This window comes from Streptomyces sp. NPDC050625, from assembly GCF_040654755.1.
GTDB lineage: Bacteria > Actinomycetota > Actinomycetes > Streptomycetales > Streptomycetaceae > Streptomyces.
In genome coordinates, this window is sequence record NZ_JBFAIQ010000001.1 from 861,639 (window position 1) to 888,555 (window position 26,917).

Sequence of the window (26,917 nt, forward strand, 5' to 3'; positions counted from 1 at the left end):
AGAGGGGGAATGTTTGTTGGATCCGGTAGTGTTAACCTCAAGTCTGCACCCGACCCCACCATGGCGAGGTGCCTCGTGTCCCCGTCCGGGACAGACATTCTTCCGGGAGTCTCCCAAGCCACTCTGTGTTCCGTACGCCGTACCTGGGCAGTACGCCGTACGCGGGCACTGAGCGGGCCGCTGGGCACACTCCGGAATCGGTGCGACCGCGCCGCGTGACACTCGGTGCCACGGCCCGTCGGGGAAGCGCCATCACCAGATATCTCTTCCGCCGCATTGGCGGACCACCGCCCCGGCTTGGTTCACAAGAGACAGAACCGATGCCGGACAGCACAACCGGTCGCCGAGCCAGACAGGCCGACGTCCGCTCCAGGGAAGGACCCTTCGTGAGCGACACCACCGATCTGATGGGCGCACGTGTCGAGGAGACCGCTGCCGCGCCCGCCACGGACGCCTCCGCGCCTGCCACCGGTGCCGGCTCCCGGCGGCGCCGCGGTACCGGCCTCGAGGGCATGGTGCTGGCCGAGCTGCAGCAGGTCGCATCCGGCCTCGGCATCAGGGGCACCGCGCGTATGCGCAAGAGCCAGCTGATCGAGGTCATCAAGGAGGCGCAGGCCGGCGGCGGAGCCGCCCCCAAGGCCGCGGCTCCTGCCGGGGACGCTGCCGAGACCAAGCCGAAGCGCCGCACCACCTCCCGGGCCCGTACGGGCGAGGAGGCGGAGAAGAAGGCGGAGGCCAAGTCCGAGGCGCCCGCCGAGAAGGCCGTGGCGCAGCAGCAGATCGAGATCCCCGGCCAGCCGGCCGGCGGCACCGCCCGCGCGGGCGAGGCCGAGCGTGGGGGAGACGACGCCCCGACCGAGCGTCGCCGTCGCCGTGCCACCGCCGAGGCGGGCAGCCCGACGGCTGCTCAGGCGGGCAGCACCGAGACGATCGCCGCCGAGGCGAAGAGCGAGGCCAAGGCCGAGACGCCGGCCCCGCAGGCGCAGGGCGAGGCCAAGGGCGAAGCCGGTGACGGCGATGGCCGTGGCCGCCGGGACCGCCGTGAGCGCGGCCGCGACCGTGACCGGGACCGCCGCAACAAGGGCGACGAGCAGCAGGGCCAGGGCGGCCAGCGCCAGCAGCAGGGCCAGCAGCAGGGCGGCGGCCGTCAGGACCGGGGCCAGCAGGACGACGACGACTTCGAGGGCGGCCGCCGTGGCCGTCGCGGCCGCTACCGCGACCGCCGTGGCCGCCGTGGCCGTGACGAGTTCGCCGGCAACGAGCCGCAGCTCGCCGAGGACGACGTCCTGATCCCTGTCGCGGGCATCCTGGACATCCTCGACAACTACGCCTTCATCCGTACGTCGGGCTACCTGCCGGGTCCCAACGACGTGTACGTCTCCCTCGCCCAGGTCCGCAAGAACGGCCTGCGCAAGGGTGACCACGTCACCGGTGCGGTCCGTCAGCCCAAGGAGGGCGAGCGCCGCGAGAAGTTCAATGCGCTGGTCCGCCTCGACTCCGTCAACGGCATGGCGCCCGAACACGGCCGTGGCCGCCCGGAGTTCAACAAGCTGACGCCGCTGTACCCGCAGGACCGCCTCCGCCTGGAGACGGACCCGGGCGTGCTGACCACCCGCATCATCGACCTCGTCGCGCCGATCGGTAAGGGCCAGCGCGGTCTGATCGTGGCCCCGCCGAAGACCGGCAAGACCATGATCATGCAGGCGATCGCCAACGCGATCACCCACAACAACCCCGAGTGCCACCTGATGGTCGTCCTCGTCGACGAGCGTCCGGAAGAGGTCACCGACATGCAGCGGTCGGTCAAGGGCGAGGTCATCTCCTCGACCTTCGACCGCCCGGCCGAGGACCACACCACGGTCGCCGAGCTCGCCATCGAGCGCGCCAAGCGTCTGGTGGAGCTGGGTCACGACGTCGTCGTACTGCTCGACTCGATCACGCGTCTGGGCCGTGCGTACAACCTCGCCGCCCCGGCCTCCGGCCGCATCCTGTCCGGTGGTGTCGACTCGACCGCCCTGTACCCGCCGAAGCGGTTCTTCGGTGCCGCGCGGAACATCGAGGACGGCGGCTCGCTCACCATCCTGGCCACCGCGCTCGTCGACACCGGGTCCCGCATGGACGAGGTGATCTTCGAGGAGTTCAAGGGCACCGGCAACGCCGAGCTCAAGCTCGACCGGAAGCTCGCCGACAAGCGCATCTTCCCGGCGGTGGACGTCGACGCGTCCGGTACCCGTAAGGAAGAGATCCTGCTCGGCTCCGACGAGCTCGCCATCGTATGGAAGCTGCGCCGGGTGCTGCACGCGCTCGACCAGCAGCAGGCGATCGAGCTGCTCCTCGACAAGATGAAGCAGACCAAGTCGAACGCCGAGTTCCTGCTGCAGATCCAGAAGACGACTCCGATGCCCGGCAACGGAGACTAGTCACGGTCGAACCCCCTGGGCTGTTGAGGCCGACCCCTGTCACCTGAGTGACAGGGGTCGGCCTTTTGGCGCTGAGAGAAGTGGGCGCACCTCGTGCCCCTTCCGACTCATGCATCTCTGGGGGGACTTTCTTGTCCACAGCTCCGTCCGGCGGCGGTCGTCACAGACGCCGGATACGCCTCGCCCTGCCCCTCGCCGCCGCCGGTGTCGCCGCGGCCGTGACCGCGGCGTTGATGACCTCGTCCGCGGGGGCGGCCACCTCCGTGCCGACCCCGACCGTCAAACCGGCCCTCTCCTCGCCGTCGCTCGCCACGCTGGAGAAGCGCGTCGCGGGCGCCCTCGCCGGTGACGACACCGCGGGACAGACGACCAAGAAGTCGTCCCTGAGCGCGAGCACCGGCACCAGCACCGCCACGGTCGACCCGAAGATCATCGGTGGCACTCAGACCACCATCACCAGCGCGCCGTGGATGGCCCAGCTCTGGTACTACGACGACAAGGGCACCACCGACGAGAGCGACGACATCGGCTTCTTCTGCGGCGGCTCGGTCGTCTCGCCGACGAAGATCCTCACCGCCGCGCACTGCGTCAAGGGCTACAACTGGTACGCCAACGGCGCCGTCGTCACGGGCACCTCGCAGCTGCCGACCGACGACGGCGCGGGTGGCTCCGACCTGCACGGCGGCACCGCGACCGCCGTGCTGCGCCAGTGGAACCACCCGTCGTACAGCGCGACGACCATCAACAACGACATCGCCGTCCTCACCCTGGACAACCCGGTCAAGGCCACGCCGATCCGGATGACGACGTCCGGCGACACGGCCTCGTACGCGGCGAACACCAGCGCAAAGGTCTACGGCTGGGGCCGTACCAGCTCCACCACGCAGGACATCTCCGAGACGCTGAAGACGGCCACGCTGCCGATCCAGTCGGACACCACGTGCTCCGGCTTCTACGGCACGGACTTCGTCAAGGGCCACATGGTCTGCGCGGGCAAGCCCGCCACCGGCAGCGACACCGGCACCACCTCCGCCTGCAACGGCGACTCTGGTGGCCCGCTCGTGGTGAACGGCCGGATCGTCGGCGTCGTCTCCTGGGGCGTCGAGAACTGTGTGGCGAAGGGCGCGTACAGCGTCTTCACCAAGGTGAGCACGTACGTCGGTGCCGCCTACGCGCAGGTCGACGACGGCAACCTGAGCTACACCGACGGCAAGGCCGACCTGTGGGTGCGCAACGCCTCCACCAAGACCGGCTACGAGAAGGACTCCAAGGGCACGTCGTTCGGCGCCCGGATCTCCTGGGGCAACTGGAACGGCGTGAACGTCGTCCTGCAGGCCGACCTCAACCGGGACGGCATCGAGGACCTCGTGGTCCGCGACAGCGGCACCGGTGACGTCTACTGGATGCACTACGTCCTGGCGACCGGCTCCTGGTCACAGACCAAGATCTTCACCGGCTGGAAGACCCGCCTGCGCATCATCGCCCCCGGCGATGTCACCGGCGACTACCTGCCCGACCTGCTGTCCGTCGACTCCTCCGGCACGCTGTGGATCTACCCGGGCAAGGGCAACGGCACCTTCGCCACCCGGGTGAAGGTCGGCACGGGCTGGAACCAGTACAACATGGTGCGCGGCCACGGCGACTTCAACGGCGACGGCAAGGCCGACCTGCTCGCTCGCAAGAGCAGCAACGGCGACCTGTACCTGTACAAGGGCACCGGCAAGTCCGGCACCGGCGCGTTCTCCACCCGCGTCAAGGTGCGCAGCGCCTGGACCGGATACAACGCCTTCGACGCGGTCGGTGACATCAGCGGCGACGGCAAGGCCGACTTCCTGGCCCGTACGCCCGGCGGCACGCTCTACCTCTACAAGGGCACCGGCAAGGCGACCAGCGAGATCTTCGCCACACGGATCTCCGTCGGTACCGACTTCAAGCAGTACGACATTTTCGGCTGAAATTGCAGGTGAGCGGGTTTGATCCCGTTTGCTCGGCTACACAGGGTGCCCATCGCTCCACGCGGTGGGCACCCTGCTTTGTGCAACCCTTTCCCGAGTTTCTCCGTCTGACCCGATGGAGTGACGATGGTGCGGTATGGGTCACTACGACCCGGCCCGTCCGCGAAAGCAGGGGGTACACCGACCGGGACGAGAACCGAGGAGCACATGTCCGCCGAGAGCATGCCGCAGGCCGGCATACCCGAGCCCGGCAGCAGCGAGCCCGGCAGCAGCGAGCCCGGCAGCACCGGGACGGGCAGCACCGAGACGGCCGGCACCGGGACGGGCGCCGAGCCCGGCACGAGCCGGCCGCGGGGCCGCGGTGGCCGGGGCTGCCGTCGCAAGCCCCGCAGCGGCCGCAGCAAGGCGCTGCTCGTCACGGCCTGGACGGCCGCGGGCATCCTGGTGCTGGGGGGCACCGGCGCCGGGTACGTGTACTTCAAGCTCAACGGCAACCTCAAGAGCGTCGACATCAACCAGGCCCTCGGCAGCGAGCGCCCGATGAAGGTCGACAACGGCTCCCAGAACATCCTGGTCCTCGGCTCGGACACCCGCTCCGGCTCCAACAAGGAGCTGGGCGGCGGCACCGACGACGGCAGCGCCCGCTCCGACACGGCGATGGTCGTCCACGTGTACGAGGGCCACAAGAAGGCGAGCGTGGTCTCCATCCCGCGCGACACCCTCGTCGACCGCCCCGCGTGCACCGACACCAACGGCACCAGGCACGCCGCCGCCTCCGGCGTGATGTTCAACTCCGCCTACTCCACCGGCGGAGCGGCCTGCGCGGTGAAGACGGTCGAGTCCCTCACCGGCATCCGCATGGACCACTATCTGGAGGTCGACTTCTCCGGCTTCCAGAAACTCATCGACGACCTCGGCGGGGTCACGGTCACCACGACCAGGAACATCGAGGACGCCGAGAGCCATCTGCACCTCAAGGCCGGCACGCACACCCTGACCGGCAAGCAGGCCCTCGGCCTGGTCCGCACCCGGCACGGCGTCGGCGACGGCTCCGACCTCGGCCGCATCCAGCTCCAGCAGGCCTTCATCAAGGCCCTGGTCGACCAGGTCGGGCAGGTCGGCGTCCTGACCAGCCCCAAGAAGCTGTTCGACCTCGCCGACACCGCGACCAAGGCCGTCACCACCGACTCCGACCTGGGCTCGGTGAACTCCCTGATGGACTTCGCGAACGGTCTGAAGGGCATCGGTTCGTCGCACATGAAGATGGTCACGATGCCGGTGCAGTACGACCCCACGAACCCCAACCGGGTCGTCGTCGCCGAGGCCAAGGCCAAGCAGGTCTGGACCGCCCTGAGCAACGACCTCCCGATCCCGCCGAGCGCGACGAAGGGCACGGCCACGGGCGGGGCCAAGGGCGTGGTGACGGCGTCGTAGGGCGCGAGGGCGCCCAGCCCGTAGCTCGTCCCGGCTCCCCGCTCCCCGCTCCCGGACCCCCGGGAATAGAACGCTCGGCCCCCCGGTTTTGGGGGATGCGGCCAGTCCTGGCAGACTGGTACGTCGGCCCCGGTTCACGCCTCCGCAGCCCGCGGTTGCGACCCGGTGCCCTCCCGAACCTAGGAGACACCTTGAAGCGCGACATCCACCCCGCGTACGTCGAGACGCAGGTCAGCTGCACCTGTGGCGCGTCGTTCACCACCCGTAGCACCATCGAGTCCGGCACCATCCGGGCCGAGGTCTGCTCCGAGTGCCACCCGTTCTACACGGGCAAGCAGAAGATCCTCGACACCGGTGGCCGTGTGGCCCGCTTCGAGGCCCGCTTCGGCAAGGCTGCCGCCGGCTCCAAGAAGTAGCGAGCCCCATTTCGCCGGTCCACGGCTGTGTCCCGCCTTCGGGATGCGCCGGGACCGGCGTTTTTGGTCGCCCGCCTTCCCCCTTTCCGAGCAGTACAGGAGCCCCAAGATGTTCGAGGCCGTCGAGGAACTCGTCGGTGAGCACGCCGACCTGGAGACGAAGCTCGCCGACCCGTCGGTCCACGCCGACCAGGCCAACGCGCGCAAGCTGAACAAGCGCTACGCCGAGCTCACCCCGATCGTCGCCACGTACCGCTCCTGGAAGCAGACCGGCGACGACATCGAGACCGCACGCGAACTCGCCGCCGACGACCCCGACTTCGCCGCCGAGGTCAAGGAGCTGGACAAGCAGCGCGAGGAACTCACCGAGAAGCTGCGCCTCCTGCTCGTACCGCGTGACCCGAGTGACGACAAGGACGTCATTCTGGAGATCAAGGCGGGCGCCGGCGGCGACGAGTCCGCGCTGTTCGCGGGAGACCTGCTGCGCATGTACCTGCGCTACGCCGAGCGCGTCGGCTGGAAGACCGAGATCATCGACTCCACCGAGTCCGAGCTCGGCGGCTACAAGGACGTCCAGGTCGCGGTGAAGACCCGCGGCCAGACCGAACCCGGCCAGGGCGTGTGGGCCCGGCTGAAGTACGAGGGCGGAGTGCACCGCGTGCAGCGGGTGCCGGCCACCGAGTCCCAGGGCCGTATCCACACCTCCGCCGCCGGTGTCCTCGTCACCCCCGAGGCCGAGGAGGTCGACGTCGAGATCAATCCGAACGACCTCCGCATCGACGTCTACCGGTCCTCCGGGCCCGGCGGCCAGTCCGTCAACACCACCGACTCCGCGGTGCGCATCACGCACATTCCCACCGGAGTCGTCGCCTCCTGCCAGAACGAGAAGAGCCAGCTGCAGAACAAGGAGCAGGCTCTGCGTATCCTGCGCTCCAGGCTGCTCGCGGCGGCGCAGGAGGAGGCCGAGAGGGAGGCCGCCGACGCCCGCCGCAGCCAGGTCCGCACCGTCGACCGCTCCGAGAAGATCCGTACGTACAACTTCCCGGAGAATCGCATTTCGGACCACCGCGTCGGCTTCAAGGCGTACAACCTTGACCAGGTCCTGGACGGCGACCTCGACGCGGTGATCCAGGCGTGCGTCGACGCGGACTCGGCGGCCAAGCTCGCGGCCGCGTAAGGCGAGTCACGAAGTACCGAATACCCGGAGGACGAGCGTGCAGCAAGATTTTGGGGGGCGACCCCCAAGCCCCCGCAGCGTGCTGCTCGCGGAGGTGGCCCAGGCCGCGCAGCGGCTGGCCGACGCCGGCGTGCCCTCGCCGCGCAACGACGCGGAGGAGCTCGCCGCGTTCGTGCACGGCGTGAAGCGGGGCCAACTGCACTCCGTGAAGGACTCCGACTTCGACGCCCGCTACTGGGAGGTCATCGCCCGGCGCGAGCAGCGCGAGCCGCTCCAGCACATCACCGGGCGGGCCTACTTCCGGTACCTGGAGCTCCAGGTCGGGCCGGGTGTCTTCGTGCCGCGGCCGGAGACCGAGTCGGTGGTCGGCTGGGCCATAGACGCCGTGCGGGCCATGGACGTGGTCGAACCGCTCATCGTCGACCTGTGCACCGGCTCCGGCGCCATCGCGCTCGCCCTCGCCCAGGAGGTCCCGCGCTCGCGCGTGCACGCCGTGGAGCTGTCCGAGGAAGCCCTCCAGTGGACCCGCAAGAACATGGAGGGCTCCCGGGTCGACCTGCGGCAGGGCAACGCCCTGGACGCCTTCCACGACCTCGACGGCCAGGTCGACCTGGTCATCTCCAACCCGCCGTACATCCCGCTCACCGAGTGGGAGTACGTCGCCCCCGAGGCCCGTGACTACGACCCCGACCTGGCGTTGTTCTCGGGCGAGGACGGTCTCGACCTCATCCGGGGCCTGGAACGCACCGCGCACCGGCTGTTGCGCCCCGGTGGCGTCGTCGTGATCGAGCACGCCGACACCCAGGGGGGCCAGGTGCCATGGATCTTCACCGAGGAGCGGGGCTGGGCCGACGCGGCCGACCACCCGGACCTCAACAACCGCCCGCGCTTCGCGACCGCCCGCCGGGCGCTGCCGTGAGCACGCCCCGGACTTCAAGCCAGCAGTACGTGTACGAGGAGGCCAGCTAGACATGGCACGGCGATACGACACCAACGACGCGACCGACCGCGCGACGGGTCTGCGTGAGGCCGCGTCCGCCGTCCGCCGGGGCGAACTCGTGGTGCTGCCGACCGACACGCTGTACGGCATCGGCGCCGACGCGTTCTCCTCGGAGGCCGTGGCCGATCTGCTGGAGGCCAAGGGCCGGGGCCGCAGCATGCCCACCCCCGTCCTGATCGGCTCGCCGAACACGCTTCACGGTCTGGTCACCGACTTCTCCGAGCTGGCCTGGGAACTGGTCGACGCGTTCTGGCCGGGTGGCCTCACGCTCGTCGCCAAGCACCAGCCGTCCCTGCAGTGGGACCTCGGCGACACCCGTGGCACCGTTGCCGTGCGCATGCCGCTGCACCCGGTCGCCATCGAACTGCTCACCGACGTCGGCCCGATGGCCGTGTCGTCCGCGAACATCACCGGCCACCCGGCGCCGGAGGACTGCGACGCGGCCCAGCAGATGCTCGGCGACTCCGTCTCGGTCTACCTCGACGGCGGCCCGACCCCCGGCAACGTGCCCTCGTCGATCGTCGACGTCACCGGCGACGTGCCGGTGCTGCTGCGCGCGGGCGCGATCTCGGCGGAGGAGCTGCGCAAGGTCGTACCCGACCTCGAGGTGGCGAATTGACAGCCCCTGAAGCGGGGCGTGGCATAGGCAACGGGGAACGTGCAGCGGAGATTACGACCACCTTCGTCGGGCTTCCGCGCGACAGTTTCCGCATCCTCCACGTCAGCACCGGCAACGTGTGCCGCTCGCCGATCACCGAGCGGCTGACCCGGCATTTCGTGAAACAGCGGCTCGGCGTCCTGGGCGGCGGGCTGATCGTGGAGAGCGCGGGCACCTGGGGTCATGAGGGCGCGCCCATGGAGGCCAACGCGGAGGCCGTGCTGGCCGAGTTCGGCGCGGACGCCTCCGGCTTCACCGGCCGGGAGCTGCTGGACGAACACGTCATCATGGCCGACCTGGTGCTGACAGCGACCCGCGACCACCGCGCCCAGGTCATCTCCATGGGCCACTCTGCGGGCCTGCGCACCTTCACGCTGAAGGAGTTCACCCGTCTCGTCCGCGCGATAGACCCGGCGACGCTGCCGCCCCTGGAGGACGGCCTGGTCGCCCGTGCGCGCGCCCTGGTCCGCGCCGCGGCGGCGCTGCGCGGATGGCTGCTGGCCCCGACGGCGGAGGCGGACGAGGTCTACGACCCGTACGGGGCGCCGCTGACGTTCTTCCGTTCGATCGGCGACGAAATACACGAGGCCCTGGACCCGGTGGTCACGGCCCTCACCGGGGTGCCGGCACGCACCTGAGCGCATCAGTCGAATGCGGTTCGGCAGCGCCCCAAAGGAGCACGGGACCGCGTCGATATGCGGCTCCGCCGCGTGGGCGCGACGAGCCACGATGGTCCCGCGGACGACCGGCGGCGCATCGCGGCACTGCCGCCGGAGCGCTGAGCGGCTCCCGCCGCCCTCACACGGGTGACGGTCGACTGCGCGTTCCCCGCGGTTCCACCGCTGGATTCGGCGGATGTGGTTGGGGGGCGCCCGCGAAGGGGCGTGGGACCGTGTCGATATGCGGCTTCGCCGCGTGGGCGCGACAGGCCACGATGGTCCCGCGGACGACCGGCGGCGCATCGCGGCATTTCCGGTGGAGCGCTTGGCGGCTGCCGCCGGTCTCGCAGGGGTGGTGGTCGACTTCAGATTGCCCGCGGTTCCATCGCTGGTTCCGGCGGATGTGGTTGGGGGGCGCCCGCGAAGGGGCGTGGGACCGTGTCGATATGCGGCTCCGCCGCGTGGGCGCGACGAGCCACGATGGTCCCGCGGACGACCGGCGGCGCATCGCGGCATTTCCGGTGGAGCGCTTGGCGGCTGCCGCCGGTCTCGCAGGGGGTGGTGGTCGACTTCAGGTTCCCCGCGGTTCCATCGCTGGTTCCGGCGGATGCGGTTGGGCGGCGTCCCCGATGGGGCGTGGGACCGTGTCGATATGCGGCTCCGCCGCGTGGGCGCGACAGGCCACGACGGTCCCGCGGACGACCGGCGGCGCATCGCGGCATTTCCGGCGGAGCCACCGGTGGCCGCGGACATCGCGCACCCCGTCCTGGCCAGGCCTACATTGGACCTACGTCACCGTCGACCGCCCGGGAGCCCGCCATGTCGGTCACCCATACCCTTGAGGCCGATGTCCTGCGGCGGCAGGACCCCGAGCTGGCCGAGATCCTGCTGGGGGAAGTCGACCGGCAGTCGACGACGCTGCAGCTGATCGCGGCCGAGAACTTCACCTCCCCGGCCGTGCTGGCCGCGCTGGGCTCACCGCTCGCCAACAAGTACGCCGAGGGCTATCCCGGGGCCCGCTACCACGGCGGCTGCGAGATCGTGGACGTCGCCGAGCGCATCGCGATCGAGCGGGCCAGGGCGCTGTTCGGGGCCGAGCACGCCAACGTCCAGCCGCACTCCGGCTCGTCGGCCGTACTGGCCGCCTACGCGGCCCTGCTGCAGCCCGGTGACACCGTCCTCGCCCTCGGGCTGCCCTACGGCGGGCACCTCACCCATGGCTCCCCGGCCAACTTCTCCGGCCGCTGGTTCGACTTCGTGGGGTACGGGGTCGACGCGGAGACCGGGCTCATCGACCACGACCAGGTGCGCCACCTCGCCCGCAACCACCGGCCCAAGGCCGTCGTGTGCGGCTCCATCGCCTACCCCCGCCACATCGACTACGCCTTCTTCCGTGAGGTCGCCGACGAGGTGGGGGCGTATCTGATCGCGGACGCCGCGCATCCGATCGGGCTCGTTGCCGGGGGAGCGGCGCCCAACCCGGTGCCGTACGCCGACATCGTGTGCGCGACCACGCACAAGGTGCTGCGCGGGCCGCGCGGCGGGATGATCCTGTGCGGCGGCGAGCTGGCCGAGCGCGTCGACCGGGCCGTGTTCCCGTTCACCCAGGGCGGCGCGCAGATGCACACCATCGCCGCCAAGGCCGTCGCGTTCGGCGAGGCGGCGACGGCGGCGTTCTCCGCGTACGCGCATCAGGTCGTCGCCAACGCGAAGGTCCTGGCCTCCGAGCTGGCCGACGAGGGTCTCGCCGTCACCACCGGCGGCACCGACACCCATCTGATCACCGCCGACCCGTCGCCGCTCGGCGTCGACGGACGCGCCGCACGCGGCCGGCTGGCGGCCGCCGGGATGGTGCTGGACTGCTGCGCCCTGCCGCACGGCGACGCACGCGGGCTGCGCCTGGGCACGGCGGCGCTGACCACCCAGGGCATGGGGGAGCCGGAGATGGCGCGGATCGCCGTGCTGATGGCGGGGGTGCTGCGAAGTGAGATCGACCCCACCGGGGCGCGTGACGAGGTGCGGGAACTGGCCGGTAGATTTCCGCCGTATCCCGGCGGTCCGAGATCTTGACCCCTGTCTGTGTCCAAACTCCGGTACCTCCGGGCCCGGCCCTCCCGCTTTGCGGCGTATGCCGCGTGAAAAGGGGTACGCGCCGACGTGGACGCGTCCCTGTGCACCCGCGATGACGGCCACGGTGCAACCATCGTCGCTACCCGGAAGTCCCCACTGATATGCCTACGTCGCTAGGCTGTGGGGCTGTGATGGCCAGCGAGACATGTGGGGAAGCCTGTGCGTGAATACCTGCTGACGCTCTGTGTCACGGCCGCGGTGACGTATCTGCTGACAGGGCCGGTACGTAAGTTCGCGATCGTGGCCGGAGCCATGCCGGAGATCCGGGCACGTGACGTGCACCGGGAGCCCACTCCGCGCCTCGGCGGTATCGCGATGTTCTTCGGCCTGTGCGCGGGTCTGCTGGTCGCCGACCATCTGACCAACCTCAGCGAGGTCTTCGAGAAGTCCAACGAGCCACGGGCGCTGCTGTCCGGAGCAGCGCTCATCTGGCTGATCGGCGTCCTGGACGACAAGTTCGAGATCGACGCCCTGATCAAGCTCGGCGGCCAGATGATCGCCGCCGGCGTCATGGTCATGCAGGGTCTGACGATCCTTTGGCTGCCCATCCCGACCGTCGGCACGGTGGCGCTGACCCAGTGGCAGGGCACCCTGCTGACGGTGGCCCTGGTCGTCATCACCATCAACGCGGTGAACTTCGTCGACGGCCTGGACGGCCTGGCCTCCGGCATGGTGTGCATCGCGGCCGCGGCGTTCTTCATGTACGCCTACCGGATCTGGTACTCGTACGGCATCGAGGCCGCCGCCCCGGCCACCCTGTTCTCCGCGATCCTGATGGGCATGTGCCTGGGCTTCCTGCCGCACAACATGCACCCGGCGCGGATCTTCATGGGCGACTCAGGCTCGATGCTGATCGGCCTGGTGCTGGCCGGCGGTGCGATCTCGGTCACGGGCCAGGTCGACCCGGACGTCATGAACCTGTTCACCAACTCCGAGCGCAACACCGTCCACCAGATGGTGCCGGTCTACATCCCGCTGCTGCTGCCGCTGACCATCATCGCGGTGCCGGCCGCCGACCTGGTGCTGGCGATCGTGCGGCGCACCTGGCGCGGCCAGTCGCCGTTCGCGGCGGATCGCGGGCATCTGCATCACCGGCTGCTGGAAGTCGGCCACTCGCACAGCAGGGCCGTGCTGATCATGTACTTCTGGTCGGCGCTGATCGGCTTCGGCGCACTGGCCTACTCGGTGAACTCCGCGTCGATGTGGATCGTGCTCGGCGTCGTGTTCTTCAGCGCGATCGGCCTCCTGCTGCTCCTGCTGCCGCGGTTCACCCCGCGGGCCCCGCGCTGGGCCGAGCGCTTCGTGCCGCCGCGCTACCGCCGTGGCCGCGCGGTCGAGGCCCACGCCGAAGCCCCCGCCCCCGCCGCGGCCTTCGAGGCTGCCCCGGCCGGCAAGGAGCAGCCCGCCCCGGTGCCCGCCGGTCTGACCGGGGTCAACGGCGCGACCGCCATCGGTCCCCGTTCGCGGTTCCTGGACGGGCGCAAGGCGGGCTCGTCGCGCTGACGTTCTCCCGGTAAGCCCGCAAGGTAAGAATCTGACTAGAGCATTGCCAACTCGTGGGGGAGCAAAGCTCCCCAATATCAGACATCTCACCCCGGTTTCTGCACAGACGCGCAGGGTCACTCTCATGTGTGACAGCAAGCACACGTACCAGGTAAAGACCTCATCAAATAGTTTGTGATACGGTTCACGAGAACCCCGGATAGAGCCGAAGGACCCGAGTACGACGGTCCAATGGCCTGAGGTCTAGGACTCTCTGACCGGGACTACGCTCGTCCATGACGACACCCTGCCCCCTGTGAAAGCGGAGTTGCCGCCATGCCGTCCAATGACGTCCGGATCCTGGCCCAGGCCGCCGTACCCACGGCTGCCGTCGGCGCGCTCGCCGCCGTCGTCAGCGCTGTGGTCGCGGGCGGCAAGGGGGCGCTCGGGGCCGTCGTCGCGACGCTGGTGGTGATCCTCTTCATGGGGATCGGCCTCTACGTCCTGCAGCGCACTGCCAAATCGCTTCCGCACCTGTTCCAGGCCATGGGGCTCATGCTGTACACAGCGCAGCTGCTGTTGCTGTTCGTCTTCGTCGCCGCCTTCAAGAACACCACGCTGTTCAACCCCAAGGCCTTCGCCATCACGCTCGTGGTCGGCACCCTCACCTGGATCGCCGCGCAGACGCGTGCGCACATGAAGGCCAAGATCCTCTACGTCGAGCCCGAGAAGTCCGAAAAGACCGGGCGCTCGTCGTGAGAGGTAGGGCCGGGATAAAGGCGCATGAGAGATCCTGCTATCGTCCGGTGCCAACTGCGGCATCGCGGGCGCGGGCATCCGAGCTGACGCCTGCTCAATCGCGAGGCGAGATGCCCCACAGCCGCCCCCACATCCGTAACACCAGTCCCGTGCCGAACCGCGGCCCTGCGCCGCGCCGACACAACGAGGTTGCCGTACCTATGCGCCACGCTGAAGGAGCCCGCGGTGAGTGCTGACCCGACGCAGGTGCTCGCCTTCGAGACCGATTGCCACATCTTCGACGGCTGTGGCTTCCCGGCTCCCGGCCTGCACTCGTTCCTGTTCAAGCCCCTGTGGGGCGACGCCGACAGCAGCGTCTACTTCAACAAGACGATGCTGCTGGCGCTGCTCGGTTCGATCATCATCGTCGGCTTCTTCTGGGCGGCCTTCCGCAGGCCCAAGGTCGTCCCGGGGAAGATGCAGATGGTCGCCGAGGCCGGCTACGACTTCATCCGGCGGGGTGTCGTCTACGAGACCATCGGCAAGAAGGAGGGCGAGAAGTACGTTCCACTGGTCGTCTCGCTGTTCTTCTTCGTGTGGATGATGAACCTCTGGTCGATCATTCCGGTCGCCCAGTTCCCCGTGACGGCGATCATCTCGTACCCGCTCGTTCTCGCGCTGATCGTCTACGTCCTGTGGGTCTCGCTGACCTTCAAGCGCCACGGGTTCGTCGGTTTCTTCAAGAACGTCACGGGCTACGACAAGTCGCTCGGCGCGGTGCTGCCGCTCGCCATGCTCATCGAGTTCTTCTCGAACCTGCTGGTGCGGCCCTTCACCCACGCGGTGCGACTGTTCGCGAACATGTTCGCGGGCCACACCCTGCTGCTGCTCTTCACGATCGCCAGCTGGTACCTGCTGAACGGCGTCGGCATCGCCTACGCCGGCGTCAGCTTCATCATGACCATCGTGATGACGGCCTTCGAGCTCTTCATCCAGGCACTGCAGGCGTACGTCTTCGTTCTCCTCACGTGCACCTACATCCAGGGCGCCCTCGCCGAGCACCACTGAGCGCCCCGCCTCTCCACCCCCCGATCGTCCGGTGGCCAACCCCCACCGGTCCGTAAAGAAGAAGGAAGAACTGGCATGTCCCAGACCCTTGCTGCCGCTGTTTCCGGCTCGCTCGGCTCCATCGGTTACGGCCTCGCCGCCATCGGCCCCGGCGTCGGCGTCGGCATCATCTTCGGTAACGGCACCCAGGCGCTCGCCCGCCAGCCCGAGGCCGCCGGCCTGATCCGTGCCAACCAGATCCTCGGCTTCGCCTTCTGTGAGGCGCTCGCCCTCATCGGTCTGGTCATGCCGTTCGTCTACGGCAAGTGATCTAACGATCAACGACCAGCCGACTAGACGAAAGGCACTGACATGAGCCAGCTGCTCATTCTGGCGGCCGAGGAGACGGAGAACCCTCTCCTCCCGCCGATCCCCGAGCTCGTCATCGGCCTGCTCGCCTTCGTCATCGTCTTCGGCTTCCTCGCCTGGAAGCTCCTTCCGAACATCAACAAGGTTCTGGAGCAGCGTCGCGAGGCCATCGAGGGCGGTATCGAGAAGGCCGAGGCCGCGCAGACCGAGGCTCAGAGCGTGCTTGAGCAGTACAAGGCTCAGCTCGCCGAGGCCCGGCACGAGGCCGCGCGCCTGCGCCAGGAGGCGCAGGAGCAGGGCGCCACGCTCATCGCCGAGATGCGGGCCGAAGGCCAGCGGCAGCGCGAGGAGATCGTCGCCGCCGGTCACGCCCAGATCGACGCCGACCGCAAGACCGCTTCCGCCGCGCTGCGTCAGGACGTCGGCAAGCTCGCCACCGAACTGGCCGGCAAGCTCGTCGGCGAGTCCCTCGAGGACCACGCCCGCCAGAGCCGTGTGATCGACCGCTTCCTCGACGAGCTTGAGGAGAAGGCCGAGGCCACGCGATGAACGGAGCGAGCCGCGAGGCACTGGCAGCCGCACGTGAGCGTCTCGACGCGCTGACGGACACCACGTCCGTGGACGCGGCGCAGCTCGCCGACGAGCTGGCGGCCGTCACCGCGCTGCTCGACCGCGAGGCGTCGCTGCGTCGGGTCCTCACCGACCCGGCGCAGGCCGGCGAGGCCAAGGCCGAGCTGGTGCGCCGTCTGATCGGCGGCCAGGTCAGCGGCGAGGCCGCCGACCTGGTGTCCGGCCTGGTCCGTTCCCGCTGGTCGCAGCCTCGCGACCTGGTGGACGCGCTGGAGGTGCTGGCGGACGTCGCCGACCTCACGGCGGCGGAGAAGGCGCACACGCTCGACGACGTCGAGGACGAGCTGTTCCGGTTCGGCCGGATCATCGCCTCGAACACCGAGCTGCGCGCCGCGCTGACCGACCGCAAGGCCGGCACGGCGGCCAAGATCGAGCTGCTGCACCGGCTGCTCGGCGGCCGTGCCAAGCCGGCCACCGAGCGTCTGGTGACGCGTCTTGTGACCGTGCCGCGGGGACGTAGCCTGGAAGCGGGACTGGAGTCCCTGTCCAAGCTCGCCGCCGAGCGCCGGGACCGCATGGTCGCCGTCGTCACCTCGGCGGTGCCGCTTAGTGACACGCAGAAGCAGCGCCTGGGCGCCGCCCTCGCGAAGCTCTACGGCCGCAAGATGCACCTCAACCTCGACGTCGACCCCGAGGTCGTCGGCGGGATCCGGGTGCAGGTCGGTGACGAGGTCATCAACGGTTCCGTCGCGGACCGCCTTGAGGACGCCGCCCGCCGCATGGCGAGCTAGCAGCAACGCGGAAATCGAAAAAAGTAATTACGGCCCTGGTTGGGCCGTGCAGAGGATTCACCTCGTTCAGGGGGGAGTCCCCATCCCCCCAAGTGAAACTTCGGGCCCAACAAGGAGAGCAGGGAACCCAGATGGCGGAGCTCACGATCCGGCCGGAGGAGATCCGGGACGCGCTGGAGAACTTCGTCCAGTCGTACAAGCCGGACGCGGCCTCGCGCGAGGAGGTCGGTACGGTCACCCTTGCCGGCGACGGCATCGCGAAGGTCGAGGGCCTGCCCTCGGCCATGGCCAACGAACTGCTGAAGTTCGAGGACGGCACCCTCGGCCTCGCGCTCAACCTGGAAGAGCGCGAGATCGGCGCCATCGTCCTCGGTGAGTTCAGCGGCATCGAGGAGGGTCAGCCGGTGCAGCGCACCGGTGAGGTCCTCTCCGTCGCGGTCGGCGAGGGCTACCTCGGCCGCGTCGTCGACCCGCTCGGCAACCCGATCGACGGTCTCGGCGAGATCGAGACCAGCGGTCGCCGCGCCCTCGAACTGCAGGCCCCCACGGTCATGCAGCGCAAGTCGGTGCACGAGCCGATGGAGACCGGCTACAAGGCCGTCGACGCGATGACCCCGGTCGGCCGTGGTCAGCGTCAGCTGATCATCGGTGACCGCCAGACCGGCAAGACCGCCCTGGCCGTCGACACGATCATCAACCAGCGTGACAACTGGCGCACCGGCGACCCGAACAAGCAGGTCCGCTGCATCTACGTCGCCATCGGCCAGAAGGGCTCCACCATCGCGTCGGTCCGCCGCGCGCTGGAGGAGAACGGCGCGCTGGAGTACACGACCATCGTCGCCGCCCCGGCGTCCGACCCGGCCGGCTTCAAGTACCTGGCGCCCTACACCGGCTCGGCCATCGGCCAGCAGTGGATGTACGAGGGCAAGCACGTCCTGATCATCTTCGACGACCTGTCGAAGCAGGCCGACGCCTACCGCGCCGTGTCGCTGCTGCTGCGCCGCCCGCCGGGCCGTGAGGCCTACCCGGGTGACGTCTTCTACCTGCACTCCCGGCTGCTGGAGCGCTGCGCGAAGCTCTCCGACGACATGGGCGCCGGCTCGATGACCGGTCTGCCGATCGTCGAGACCAAGGCCAACGACGTCTCGGCGTTCATCCCGACCAACGTCATCTCCATCACCGACGGCCAGTGCTTCCTGGAGTCGGACCTGTTCAACGCCGGTCAGCGCCCCGCGCTGAACGTCGGTATCTCCGTCTCCCGAGTCGGTGGTTCCGCGCAGCACAAGGCGATGAAGCAGGTTTCCGGCCGTCTCCGCGTCGACCTGGCCCAGTTCCGTGAGCTGGAGGCGTTCGCCGCCTTCGGTTCCGACCTGGACGCCGCCTCGAAGTCGCAGCTGGAGCGCGGTCAGCGGATGGTCGAGCTGCTGAAGCAGGCTCAGTACCAGCCGATGTCCACCGAGGACCAGGTCGTCTCCGTCTGGGCCGGCACCACCGGCAAGATGGACGACGTTCCGGTCGTCGACATCCGCCGCTTCGAGAAGGAGCTCCTGGAGTACCTGCACCGCAAGGAGCAGGGCCTCATGACCTCCATCAAGGAGGGCGGCAAGATGTCCGACGACACGCTGACGGCCGTGGCCGACGCGATCGCGGACTTCAAGAAGCAGTTCGAGACCTCCGACGGCAAGCTGCTCGGCGAGGACACTCCGGCCGCTGCCGCCAAGTGACGTAAGGAAGGGACCTGACTCATGGGAGCCCAGCTCCGGGTCTACAAGCGTCGCATCCGATCCGTCACCGCGACCAAGAAGATCACCAAGGCGATGGAGATGATCGCCGCCTCGCGCGTCGTCAAGGCGCAGCGCAAGGTGGCGGCCTCCACGCCGTACGCGACCGAGCTCACCCGCGCGGTCACGGCGGTCGGTACCGGTTCGAACACCAAGCACCCGCTGACCACGGAGACGGAGAACCCGAGCCGTGCCGCGGTCCTGCTCCTCACGAGCGACCGCGGTCTGGCCGGTGCCTTCAACTCCAACGCCATCAAGGCGGCGGAGCAGCTGACCGAGCGTCTGGAGCGCGAGGGCAAGCAGGTCGACACGTACATCGTCGGCCGCCGTGGTGTCGCCCACTACAACTTCCGTGAGCGCAAGATCTCGGAGTCGTGGACGGGCTTCACCGACGAGCCCTCGTACGCGGACGCCAAGAAGGTGGCGGCGCCTCTGATCGAGGCCATCGAGAAGGAGACGGCGGACGGCGGCGTGGACGAACTCCACATCGTGTTCACCGAGTTCGTCTCGATGATGACGCAGACGGCGCTCGGCGCCCGGCTGCTGCCGCTGCGCCTCGAAGAGGTCGCGCAGGAGACGCCCAAGGGCGAGATCCTGCCGCTGTTCGACTTCGAGCCCTCGGCGGAGGACGTCCTCGACGCCCTGCTGCCGCGCTACGTGGAGAGCCGTATCTACAACGCGCTGCTCCAGTCGGCCGCTTCGAAGCACGCCGCCACGCGGCGCGCGATGAAGTCGGCGACCGACAACGCCGGTGAGCTCATCGAGAGCCTCTCCCGGCTTGCCAACGCGGCCCGCCAGGCCGAAATCACCCAGGAAATCAGCGAGATCGTCGGTGGCGCGAGCGCCCTGGCCGACGCGACCGCGGGGAGTGACCGCTAATGACCACCACTGTTGAGACCGCGACGGCCACGGGCCGCGTCGCCCGGGTCATCGGCCCGGTCGTCGACGTGGAGTTCCCCGTCGACGCGATGCCGGACATCTACAACGCCCTTCACGTCGAGGTGGCCGACCCGGCCAACGCCGGCGCGAAGAAGACGCTGACCCTGGAGGTCGCCCAGCACCTGGGTGACGGCCTGGTCCGCACCATCTCCATGCAGCCCACCGACGGTCTGGTCCGCCAGGCCACGGTGACGGACACCGGCTCCGCCATCTCCGTCCCGGTCGGCGACTTCACCAAGGGCAAGGTGTTCAACACCCTCGGTGAGGTGCTGAACGTCGACGAGTCCTACGACGGCGAGCGCTGGCCGATCCACCGCAAGGCCCCGAACTTCGACGAGCTCGAGTCGAAGACCGAGATGTTCGAGACGGGCGTCAAGGTCATCGACCTGCTCACTCCGTACGTCAAGGGCGGCAAGATCGGCCTGTTCGGCGGCGCCGGCGTCGGCAAGACGGTGCTCATCCAGGAGATGATCTACCGTGTCGCCAACAACCACGACGGTGTCTCCGTGTTCGCCGGTGTCGGTGAGCGCACCCGTGAGGGCAACGACCTCATCGAGGAGATGACCGACTCGGGCGTCATCGACAAGACCGCCCTGGTCTTCGGTCAGATGGACGAGCCCCCGGGCACCCGTCTGCGCGTCGCGCTGGCCGGCCTCACCATGGCCGAGTACTTCCGTGACGTCCAGAAGCAGGACGTGCTGTTCTTCATCGACAACATCTTCCGCTTCACGCAGGCCGGTTCCGAGGTCTCCACGCTGCTCGGCCGTATGCCCTCCGCGGTGGGTTACCAGCCGAACCTGGCCGACGAGATGGGTCTCCTCCAGGAGCGCATCACCTCGACCCGTGGTCACTCGATCACCTCGATGCAGGCGATCTACGTCCCCGCGGACGACCTGACCGACCCGGCCCCGGCCACCACCTTCGCCCACCTCGACGCGACGACGGTTCTGTCCCGTCCGATCTCGGAGAAGGGCATCTACCCGGCCGTGGACCCGCTGGACTCCACGTCCCGCATCCTGGACCCGCGGTACATCGCGCAGGACCACTACAACGCGGCCATGCGCGTGAAGACGATCCTGCAGAAGTACAAGGACCTCCAGGACATCATCGCGATCCTCGGTATCGACGAGCTCGGCGAGGAGGACAAGCTCGTCGTCCACCGTGCCCGTCGTGTGGAGCGCTTCCTGTCCCAGAACACCCACGTCGCCAAGCAGTTCACCGGCGTGGACGGCTCTGACGTGCCGCTCGACGAGTCGATCGCCGCGTTCAACGCGATCTGCGACGGTGAGTACGACCACTTCCCCGAGCAGGCGTTCTTCATGTGCGGTGGCATTGAGGACCTCAAGGCCAACGCCAAGGAGCTGGGCGTCTCCTGAGCCCCGTGCTCATCTGAGAGGGGCTGGGCATCTCCCTCCGGGGTCGCACCCGGCGGGGGTGTGTCAGCCCCTCTCTCCACGCCCTCTAGAATTGACCCACACCCGGCACTACCGCCGGGTGGTGACCCGAGGAGCCACCCTTGGCTGCTGAGCTGCACGTCGAGCTGGTCGCCGCGGACCGCCAGGTCTGGTCCGGCGAGGCCACCCTGGTCGTCGCGCGCACCACCTCCGGCGACATCGGCGTCATGCCCGGTCACCAGCCGCTGCTCGGTGTGCTGGAGTCGGGCCCGGTGACCATCCGTACGAGTGATGGTGCAACGGTCGTCGCCGCGGTGCACGGCGGTTTCATCTCGTTCGCTGACAACAAGCTGTCGCTGCTGGCCGAGATCGCCGAGCTGTCGGACGAGATCGATGTCCAGCGCGCGGAGCGGGCGCTCGAGCGCGCGAAGTCGGACGCGGACGCGTCCGCCGAGCGCCGCGCGGACGTTCGACTGCGTGCGGCGACATCGCGCTGAACCAGCGCACTGTGTGATGACGTCACTCAGCCGCGGCTGGGACCGGAGCAATCCGGCCCCAGCCGCGGCTGAGGCAGATGTGGGTGTTTTTTCCGTTCCGTTACCTAGGAGACGAGGAGGTCGGTGCCGATGGTCCTCGCTCTGACTGTGTGCGGAGTCGTGGTCGCGCTCGTGGTGGTGGGACTCTTCCTGTTCGGCCTGCGGCGCAGACTGATCCAGCGGTCCGGCGGAACCTTCGACTGCAGCCTGCGCTGGGACGTACCGGAGAAACCCGACGCCAGCGGCAAGGGCTGGAGCTATGGCGTCGCCCGCTACAACGGCGACCGGATCGAGTGGTACCGGGTCTTCTCCTACGCCCCCCGTCCGCGCCGCGTCCTGGAACGCTCGCAGATCGAGGTGGCCGGCCGCCGGCTTCCCGAGGGCGAGGAGGAACTGGCGCTGCTCTCCGACGCCGTCATCCTCGCCTGTACCCATCGGGGCATCCGCCTCGAACTCGCCATGAGCGAAGACGCGCTGACCGGATTTCTCGCGTGGCTGGAAGCAGCCCCGCCCGGTCAGCGCGTCAATGTTGCTTAGAGAGCAATAACTCCGTTACGACAGCCCGGAGTTGATGGCGCTCACCAGTTCGCCGTTGCTGGTGTCACCGCTGAACTCCCAGAAGAAGGCGCCGCCCAGGCCCTGGGACTTGGCCCACGCCATCTTGCTGTTGATGGTGGCGGGAGTGTCGTACGACCACCAGTTGCTGCCGCAGTGCGCGTACGCCGTGCCCGCGATGGTGCCGGTGGCCGGGCAGGACGTCTTGAGCACCTTGTAGTCCTCGATGCCCTGCTCATAGGTGCCGGCCGCCGGGCCCGTGGCCGTGCCGCCCGGGGCGTCCTGGGTGACGCCGGTCCAGCCGCGGCCGTAGAAGCCGATGCCGATGAGCAGCTTGCTCGCGGGCACGCCCTTCGCCTTGTACTTGGCCATCGCGTCGGCCGTGGTGTAGCCGGCGGTCGGGATGCCGCTGTACGAGGTGAGCGGGGAGTGCGGGGCCGTCGGGCCCTGCGCCGCCCAGGCGCCGAAGAAGTCGTACGTCATCACGTTGTACCAGTTGACGTACTGGGCCGCGCCCGCGTAGTCGGCCGCGTCGATCTTGCCGCCGGAGGAGCCGTCGGCGGTGACCGCGGCGGTGACCAGGCTGTTCGAGCCGAACTTGGCGCGCAGCGCGGACATCACGTTCTTGAAGGCCGCCGCCCCGCTGGTGTCGCAGGACAGACCGCACGCGTTCGGGTACTCCCAGTCGATATCGATGCCGTCGAAGACATCGGCCCACCGCGGGTCCTTGACCAGGTTGTAGCAGGACTGCGCGAACGCGGCCGGGTTGGCCGCCGCCTGCGCGAAGCCGCCGGACCAGGTCCAGCCGCCGAAGGACCACAGCACCTTGATGTTCGGGTACTTGGCCTTCAGCTCGCGCAGCTGGTTGAAGTTGCCGCGCAGCGGCTGGTCCCAGGTGTCGGCGACGCCGCTGACCGACTGGTCGGCGGTGAAGGCCTTGTCGTAGTCGGCGTAGGAGTCGCCGATCGCGCACTGGCCGTTGGTGACGTTGCCGAAGGCGTAGTTGATGTGGGTGATCTTGGCGGCCGAGCCGGACGTCACCAGGTTCTTGACGTTGTAGTTGCGGCCGTAGATGCCCCACTCGGTGAAGTAGCCGAGCTTGACCTTGTCGCCGGTGGGCGGGGGATTGGTGCCGCCACCGGTGGTGTGGACCGCGACCGCGCCGCTGACCGGACCGGTCTGGTCGGCGGTGTCACGGGCCTGGACGGTGTAGGAGTAGTCGGTGCCGGCGCTCAGGCCGCTGTCCGTGTACGAGGTCGTCGTCACGGTGGCGACCTTCGAGCCGTCGCGCAGCACGTCGTAGTTCTTGATGCCCTTGTCGTCGGTCGCCGCCGACCAGGACAGCTTCACCGAGGTGTCGGTGATGTTCGACGCGGTCGGGGTGCCGGGCGCGGAGGGCGCCGCGTCACCGGGGACCGTCGTGCCGTCGCAACTGTCGCCGTTGAGCTTGCAGTTGGACGGTGAGCCGGAGCCGGCGCCGTTGAAGCCGAAGGAGACGGAGGCACCCGGGGCGATGGAGCCGTTGTAGGACTTGTTCTTGGCGGTCCAGTGGGTGCCGGAGGAGGTGACGTCCGCGTCCCAGGCCGAGGTGACGGACGTACCGGAGGGGAAGTCCCACTCGATCGTCCACGAGCTGATGGCGGTGGTGCCGGTGTTCTTGACGGTCCACTTGCCCTCGAAGCCGGAGCCCCAGTCCTGGGTCTTGGCGTAGGTGGCGGTGGCGGTCGTCGCGGCCTGGGCGGGGCTCGCGAGGCCTACCAGTCCGGCCAGGGGGAGCAACAGGGTCGCGAACCCTGCCGCGGCTCTGTGTCTGAAGCGCATGCTGCGCCTCCCTCGTTCTCGGGGGTGTCAGGGGCATGACTGAGCCTTCACGCCCACGGTGCCGCGAGAATAGAAAGGTCTGGACCACGGGTCAATAGGTCTGGACCACTCGCCCTGAATTCCCCTAGATCCCCAACTCCTGGGCCAACACGGCCGCTTGGACCCTGCTGCGCAGCTCCAGCTTCGCCAGCAGACGGCTGACGTGCGTCTTCACGGTCCCCTCCGCCATGTCCAGCCGCTCGGCGACCCCCGCGTTGGACAGCCCCTCCCCGAGGCAGGACAGCACCTCGCGCTCACGGGGGGTCAGCGACTGAAGGACCGCGGGATCGGCGCTCGACTCCCGCACCGGTCGCGCGGCGAACTCGGCGATCAGCCGCCGGGTGACGGCCGGGGCGACGATCCCCTCCCCGCGCGCCACCGTACGCACCGCCTCCAGCAGGTCCTTCGCCTCGGTGTTCTTCAGCAGAAACCCGGCCGCACCGGCCCGCAGCGCCCCGAAGACATACTCGTCGAGGTCGAAGGTGGTGAGCACCAGCACGTCCGCGAGCCCCTCCGCGACGACCTTCCGGGTCGCCGACACCCCGTCCAGACGCGGCATCTGAACGTCCATCAGCACCAGATCCGGCCGTAGTTCCCGGGCCAGCGCCACCGCCCGCTCCCCGTCCGCCGCCTCGCCGGCCACCTCGATGTCGGGCGCGCTGTTCAGGATGAGCACCAGCCCGGCGCGCACGGCGGACTGGTCCTCGGCGACCAGGACGCGGATCATTCGGGGTCTCCTTCGGTCACGGGGAGGGTGGCGCGTACGGTCCAGAGCCCGTCCTCCGGACCGGCGTCGAACCGGCCGCCCAGCAGGGCCGCCCGCTCCCGCATCCCGGTCAGCCCGGCACCGGAGCCGGGGGCGCGGGGCGCGTCCCGATGACCGCAGGGGCTGGTCACACGGAGGTCGAGCATGCCGTCCCGCTGGGCCAGGCGGACGGTGACACGGCCCGGCCCCGCGTGCTTGAGCGCGTTGGTCAGGGACTCCTGGACCATCCGGTACGCGGCCAGCTCGACCGGGGCGGGCACCCGGCCGTGGTCGGCGTCCAGGGTGACGTCGAGGCCGTTGGCACGGGCGCCGTCGACCAGGGTGGTGAGGCCGTCGAGGGTGGGGGTGGCGGACGGCTCGTGTGCGCCGCCGCGGTCCCGCAGGATCCCGATCAGCCGCCGCATCTCGGCGAGCCCCTCGACGCTGTTCTCCCGGATGACGGCGAGGGCATCCTTGGAGGTGCCGGGGTCGTCGATGGAGAGCGCAGCCGTGGAGTGGATGGCGATCGCGGACAGATGGTTGGCGACCATGTCGTGCAACTCGCGTGCCACCCGCGCACGTTCGGCGGTCACCGCCTGGACGCGGTCCATCTCGGCCAGCAGGGCGGTCTGTTCGGCACGCAGCCGGGCCGCCTCGGCCGCGTCACGGTGGTCGCGCACGACCGAGCCGGTGGCGGCGGGGGCGAACGCCACCACGCCGACCCCGACACCGATCAGCAGACCCGCCGGATCACGCCAGAGCGCGGCCGGCACCACCCCGCCGATCACCGTGAGCAGCCCGGTGATCCAGGGGATACGGCGGGCGGAGGCCGGGGTGCCGTACAGGACGGCCGCGTACATGAGGTCGGTGAACAGGACGACCGTGACCACGCTGCCCTGTGTCACCGTGTCCACGGTCAGCATGGCGGTGCCCACCAGCATGGCGAACCTCGGCCGGGTGCGGCGCAGCAGCTCGCAGGCGGCCGTCACGGCCAGCGGCACCAGCACGGCCCAGCGCTGCGGCCACAGCACGAGGCTGTCCGTGACGCCCCGGGGGCTGAGCCCGAGCCCCCACATCAGCACACCTCCGAGGAAGCCGCCCACGGCGATGCGTATGTCGTCGCGGTGCGGGCGCGGAAGCGTCAGGGCCATGCCCCCATCCAACACGGCGCGCGCAGCGCGCGCGTGCTCCTGTGGAACGGTCCCGAACTGCATCTTTCGATGTACGGGGAGTTCGTCACCGCCGACGACGCGGCTCGTGCGGGCCGACGGGAGTCTGGAGGGGTGACCGAGAGGAGCGAGACGTGATCGTCGGGTTGATCGTGGCCTGTGAGGTGGCCTTCTGGGTGCTGCTGACGGCCGGACTTGCCTTCCGCTATCCGCTGAGGATGCCGCGCACCGGGCTGGCCCTGCTGCTGTGCGAGCCGCTGCTGGAGCTCGTGCTGTTCGCCGTCACGGCGATCGACCTCAAGAACGGCGCGGAGCCCGACTGGCGGCACGGCCTCGCTGCCGTCTACATCGGCTTCACCGTGGGCCTCGGGCACTCCACGATCAGGTGGGCCGACGCCCGGATCGCGCACCGGTTCGCCGGCGGCCCGCCGCCGGTGAGGCCGCCGAGGTACGGCACGGCCCGCGCCGTCCACGAGTGGAAGGTCGCGGGCCGCTGGATCCTGGCGTCCGCGGTGGCCATCGCCCTGCTCCAGGCGGCGGTCTGGTACGTCGGCGACGACGCCGGTACCGGTTCGCTGCGCGCGTGGCAGCTGAGGATGGTGTGGGTGATCGGCATCAACGTGATCATCGCCGCGAGCTACACCCTGTTCCCCAAGCGGAACCCTGCCAAGCTCCCTTAGCGCTCCCCACCAGGCACCCACAGCACGTCCCCGACCTCCTTGCTGGCGGTGCGGGCGAGGATGCTGCATTTCCCGGGGGCTACCCCCGGACCCCCGGCCGGGGGCGTTTGCTCGCGTTCTCTGTCGGGTGCCCACGGGACGTCGCCGGTGCCCGTGTTGGTCGTCCGGGGTCGGGAGTTGTTTGCCCGGGGGCGGCTTTCGGACCCTGGCCGGGGTGTTTACCCGCGTTCGCTGCCTGGCACCTATAGGACATCGCCCGCGCTTCGATTGGCCGTTCGCGCCAGGATGCTGCATTTCCCGGGGGCTACCCCCGGGCCCCTGGCCGGGGTGTTTACCCGCGTTCGCTGCCTGGCACCTATAGGACATCGCCCGCGCTTCGATTGGCCGTTCGCGCCAGGATGCTGCATTTCCC

General features: G+C 69.3%; 24 protein-coding genes. 21 read left to right on the top strand and 3 right to left on the bottom strand.

Features of this window, described 5'->3' with window-relative positions:
• Positions 1 to 386 precede the first annotated feature (386 nt).
• The 20 genes from rho (at position 387) to AB0I54_RS04095 (ending at position 22,033) form a co-directional block, all read left to right on the top strand.
• The gene (rho, locus tag AB0I54_RS04000) at positions 387 to 2,420 is read left to right on the top strand and encodes a transcription termination factor Rho (RefSeq protein ID WP_363294266.1); all 2,034 of its coding nucleotides are present in this window, start codon (positions 387 to 389) and stop codon (positions 2,418 to 2,420) included.
• 233 nt (positions 2,421 to 2,653) lie between these two features.
• The gene (locus AB0I54_RS04005; RefSeq protein WP_363294369.1) at positions 2,654 to 4,375 is read left to right on the top strand and encodes a trypsin-like serine protease; all 1,722 of its coding nucleotides are present in this window, start codon (positions 2,654 to 2,656) and stop codon (positions 4,373 to 4,375) included.
• 207 nt (positions 4,376 to 4,582) lie between these two features.
• Positions 4,583 to 5,809 carry an LCP family protein gene (locus AB0I54_RS04010; RefSeq protein WP_363294267.1) on the top strand — a complete coding sequence of 409 codons (1,227 nt, stop codon included), beginning with the start codon at positions 4,583 to 4,585 and terminating at the stop codon, positions 5,807 to 5,809.
• Between the two features lie 191 nt (positions 5,810 to 6,000).
• Complete coding sequence (gene rpmE, locus AB0I54_RS04015; protein WP_014675000.1) at positions 6,001 to 6,225, top strand: 50S ribosomal protein L31; 225 nt, start codon at positions 6,001 to 6,003, stop codon at positions 6,223 to 6,225.
• A 109-nt stretch (positions 6,226 to 6,334) separates the two neighbouring features.
• On the top strand, positions 6,335 to 7,402 hold the full coding sequence (prfA, locus tag AB0I54_RS04020; protein ID WP_363294268.1) for a peptide chain release factor 1: 1,068 nt from the start codon (positions 6,335 to 6,337) through the stop codon (positions 7,400 to 7,402).
• Between the two features lie 79 nt (positions 7,403 to 7,481).
• Positions 7,482 to 8,321: a peptide chain release factor N(5)-glutamine methyltransferase gene (gene prmC, locus AB0I54_RS04025; protein ID WP_363294269.1), complete on the top strand. Its 840-nt coding sequence runs from the start codon at positions 7,482 to 7,484 to the stop codon at positions 8,319 to 8,321.
• 52 nt (positions 8,322 to 8,373) lie between these two features.
• On the top strand, positions 8,374 to 9,021 hold the full coding sequence (locus AB0I54_RS04030; RefSeq protein ID WP_363294270.1) for an L-threonylcarbamoyladenylate synthase: 648 nt from the start codon (positions 8,374 to 8,376) through the stop codon (positions 9,019 to 9,021).
• Complete coding sequence (locus AB0I54_RS04035; protein WP_316748537.1) at positions 9,018 to 9,698, top strand: protein-tyrosine-phosphatase; 681 nt, start codon at positions 9,018 to 9,020, stop codon at positions 9,696 to 9,698. The genes AB0I54_RS04030 and AB0I54_RS04035 overlap by 4 nt, the downstream gene beginning before the upstream one ends.
• A gap of 840 nt (positions 9,699 to 10,538) precedes the next feature.
• Positions 10,539 to 11,789 (top strand): serine hydroxymethyltransferase, encoded by a 1,251-nt coding sequence (glyA, locus tag AB0I54_RS04040; protein ID WP_363294271.1) that lies wholly within the window; start codon positions 10,539 to 10,541, stop codon positions 11,787 to 11,789.
• 219 nt (positions 11,790 to 12,008) lie between these two features.
• Positions 12,009 to 13,352, top strand: coding sequence for an MraY family glycosyltransferase (locus AB0I54_RS04045; RefSeq protein WP_363294272.1), 1,344 nt, complete (start codon positions 12,009 to 12,011; stop codon positions 13,350 to 13,352).
• Between the two features lie 315 nt (positions 13,353 to 13,667).
• Entirely contained in the window at positions 13,668 to 14,090 is a 423-nt protein-coding gene (locus AB0I54_RS04050) for a hypothetical protein (RefSeq protein WP_363294273.1), read from the top strand.
• A gap of 225 nt (positions 14,091 to 14,315) precedes the next feature.
• The gene (gene atpB, locus AB0I54_RS04055) at positions 14,316 to 15,137 is read left to right on the top strand and encodes a F0F1 ATP synthase subunit A (protein ID WP_363294274.1); all 822 of its coding nucleotides are present in this window, start codon (positions 14,316 to 14,318) and stop codon (positions 15,135 to 15,137) included.
• A 75-nt stretch (positions 15,138 to 15,212) separates the two neighbouring features.
• Positions 15,213 to 15,446, top strand: coding sequence for an ATP synthase F0 subunit C (gene atpE / locus AB0I54_RS04060; protein WP_031181218.1), 234 nt, complete (start codon positions 15,213 to 15,215; stop codon positions 15,444 to 15,446).
• Between the two features lie 42 nt (positions 15,447 to 15,488).
• Positions 15,489 to 16,034, top strand: coding sequence for a F0F1 ATP synthase subunit B (locus AB0I54_RS04065; protein WP_363294275.1), 546 nt, complete (start codon positions 15,489 to 15,491; stop codon positions 16,032 to 16,034).
• Positions 16,031 to 16,846, top strand: a complete 816-nt coding sequence (locus AB0I54_RS04070) for a F0F1 ATP synthase subunit delta (RefSeq protein WP_363294276.1) — start codon at positions 16,031 to 16,033, stop codon at positions 16,844 to 16,846. Before AB0I54_RS04065 ends, AB0I54_RS04070 begins: the two co-directional genes overlap by 4 nt.
• Positions 16,847 to 16,977: 131 nt before the next feature.
• Positions 16,978 to 18,570 carry a F0F1 ATP synthase subunit alpha gene (gene atpA / locus AB0I54_RS04075; protein WP_363294277.1) on the top strand — a complete coding sequence of 531 codons (1,593 nt, stop codon included), beginning with the start codon at positions 16,978 to 16,980 and terminating at the stop codon, positions 18,568 to 18,570.
• Between the two features lie 21 nt (positions 18,571 to 18,591).
• Positions 18,592 to 19,506 carry a F0F1 ATP synthase subunit gamma gene (locus tag AB0I54_RS04080; RefSeq protein WP_363294278.1) on the top strand — a complete coding sequence of 305 codons (915 nt, stop codon included), beginning with the start codon at positions 18,592 to 18,594 and terminating at the stop codon, positions 19,504 to 19,506.
• Complete coding sequence (atpD, locus tag AB0I54_RS04085) at positions 19,506 to 20,942, top strand: F0F1 ATP synthase subunit beta (protein ID WP_363294279.1); 1,437 nt, start codon at positions 19,506 to 19,508, stop codon at positions 20,940 to 20,942. Before AB0I54_RS04080 ends, atpD begins: the two co-directional genes overlap by 1 nt.
• A gap of 140 nt (positions 20,943 to 21,082) precedes the next feature.
• A complete protein-coding gene (locus AB0I54_RS04090) occupies positions 21,083 to 21,457 on the top strand; it encodes a F0F1 ATP synthase subunit epsilon (protein WP_363294280.1) in 375 nt (124 codons plus the stop codon).
• Positions 21,458 to 21,586: 129 nt separating this feature from the next.
• Positions 21,587 to 22,033 (top strand): DUF2550 domain-containing protein, encoded by a 447-nt coding sequence (locus AB0I54_RS04095; RefSeq protein ID WP_363294281.1) that lies wholly within the window; start codon positions 21,587 to 21,589, stop codon positions 22,031 to 22,033.
• Between the two features lie 15 nt (positions 22,034 to 22,048).
• On the opposite strand, the gene AB0I54_RS04100 is transcribed toward AB0I54_RS04095, so the two are convergent.
• The 3 genes from AB0I54_RS04100 to AB0I54_RS04110 all read right to left on the bottom strand — a co-directional run bounded on the left by AB0I54_RS04100 (position 22,049) and on the right by AB0I54_RS04110 (position 25,807).
• A complete protein-coding gene (locus AB0I54_RS04100; protein ID WP_363294282.1) occupies positions 22,049 to 23,872 on the bottom strand; it encodes a glycoside hydrolase family 18 chitinase in 1,824 nt (607 codons plus the stop codon).
• Positions 23,873 to 23,996: 124 nt separating this feature from the next.
• Positions 23,997 to 24,638: a response regulator transcription factor gene (locus AB0I54_RS04105; protein WP_363294283.1), complete on the bottom strand. Its 642-nt coding sequence runs from the start codon at positions 24,636 to 24,638 to the stop codon at positions 23,997 to 23,999.
• Positions 24,635 to 25,807: a histidine kinase gene (locus tag AB0I54_RS04110; RefSeq protein WP_363294284.1), complete on the bottom strand. Its 1,173-nt coding sequence runs from the start codon at positions 25,805 to 25,807 to the stop codon at positions 24,635 to 24,637. The genes AB0I54_RS04105 and AB0I54_RS04110 overlap by 4 nt, the downstream gene beginning before the upstream one ends.
• 152 nt (positions 25,808 to 25,959) lie before the next feature.
• On the opposite strand from AB0I54_RS04110, the gene AB0I54_RS04115 reads away from it, so the two are divergent.
• The gene (locus AB0I54_RS04115) at positions 25,960 to 26,505 is read left to right on the top strand and encodes a hypothetical protein (RefSeq protein WP_363294285.1); all 546 of its coding nucleotides are present in this window, start codon (positions 25,960 to 25,962) and stop codon (positions 26,503 to 26,505) included.
• Positions 26,506 to 26,917 lie beyond the last annotated feature (412 nt).